Genomic DNA, 1,575 nt, shown 5'->3' on the forward strand with positions numbered 1-1,575 from the left:
CGGCAACTGGCCGGCGGCGCGAGTTTCTTTTGGGAGTGGGAACGCTCCGGCAAGGCGGCCCGTTGCGTGCGTCACTGGGCATCGTTCTCGCAGATGGACACGCGTTACGTCTGGGCGGACGACGGCAGTGTGGCGGTGCATTACGTCGACGGCACCGAAGAGACCTACGTTCACGATGAGCGTGCGCGGTTGGTGCGCAAAGTCTCGGCGGATGGCGGCGAACAGCTCAAGGCCTATGACTCCTCGGGGCGTTTGATTGCCGAGCAGGATGCGTTAGGCGCCGTCACTGAATACCGCTACGACGAGGTCGGACGGCTGGTGGCGCTGATTCCACCGGACGAGGCGCCCACGTCCTACGAATATCGCAACGGTTTCCTGCACAAACGCTCTCGCGGCGAGGCGGTGTGGATCTACCGGCGCAATGCCGAGGGCGATGTCACCGAAGCGGTCGATCCCGACGGTCAGCTCACCCATTACTACTACGACACCCGGGGACAGTTGCTGTCGATTCGCTACCCGGACAGCAGTCGGCATCGGTTGGTCTGGAATAGCCTCGGCCAGTTGACCGAAGAGACCTTGCCCGATGGCGGCGTGCGGCGTTTTTCCTACGATGCGCTGGGGCGACGGACCACCACTGCCGACGAACACGGTGCGGTCACCCGTCAGCATTGGGACGCGCTTGGCCGACTGATTCAGACGACATTTCCTGACGGTGCGACCCGCGCCTACAGCTACGGCGCCTACGGTCAGGTCACCGCCGAGCGCGATGAACTCGGGCGCATCACCCGTTACGAATACGACGACGACCTGCACCTGGTTTCGCGGCGGATCAACCCCGACGGCACGCGGGTGCAGTACCGCTACGACCATGCGCAGCTGCTGCTCACTGAGATCGAAAACGAATCGGGGGAAAAGTATCGGCTCGATTACACCCCGACCGGGCTGATTCGTCAGGAAAGCGGTTTTGACGGCCGCCGCACCGCGTACGCCTATGACCTCAACGGCCATCTGCTGGAGAAGACCGAGTTCGGTGATGACGGCTCTCAGTTAGTCACTGCTTATGAGCGCGATGCTGCCGGGCGCCTTCTGGTCAAAACCCTGCCCGACGGGATCAAGGTCACCTACCAATACGACCGACTCGGTCGTTTGATCGGGGTCGACGACGGCCAGCAACACCCGCTGGCCTTCGAGTACGACCGCCAGAACCGCTTGATCACCGAGCATCAAGGCTGGGGCACCCTGCGTTACCGCTACGACGCCTGCGGCCAGCTCAAGCGCATGCGCCTGCCGGACAACAGCGTGCTCGACTACCGCCACGCCAAGGGCGGCGCGCTGACCGACATCGACCTCAACGGCACGCCGCTGACCCGTCACGTCTACCAGTCCGGACGCGAACGGCAACGCCAGCAGGGCCTGCTGCTCAGCGAATATACCTACGACGATCAAGGACGATTACTCGCCCACGCCGTAGGCCATCAGCGCGATGCGTTGTACCGCCGCGATTATGCCTACAACGCCAACGGCAATCTCGCGCACATCGCCGACACTCGCCACGGCCAGCGCACCTACGGCTAC

General features: G+C 63.4%; 1 pseudogene. It reads left to right on the plus strand.

Going from position 1 to position 1,575, the window contains the following annotated elements:
* A pseudogene (locus tag FGA82_RS29750) lies at nt 1–1,575 on the plus strand (RHS repeat protein); the annotation flags it as partial.

It is taken from the genome of Pseudomonas fluorescens, from assembly GCF_005938625.1.
GTDB lineage: Bacteria > Pseudomonadota > Gammaproteobacteria > Pseudomonadales > Pseudomonadaceae > Aquipseudomonas > Aquipseudomonas fluorescens_BD.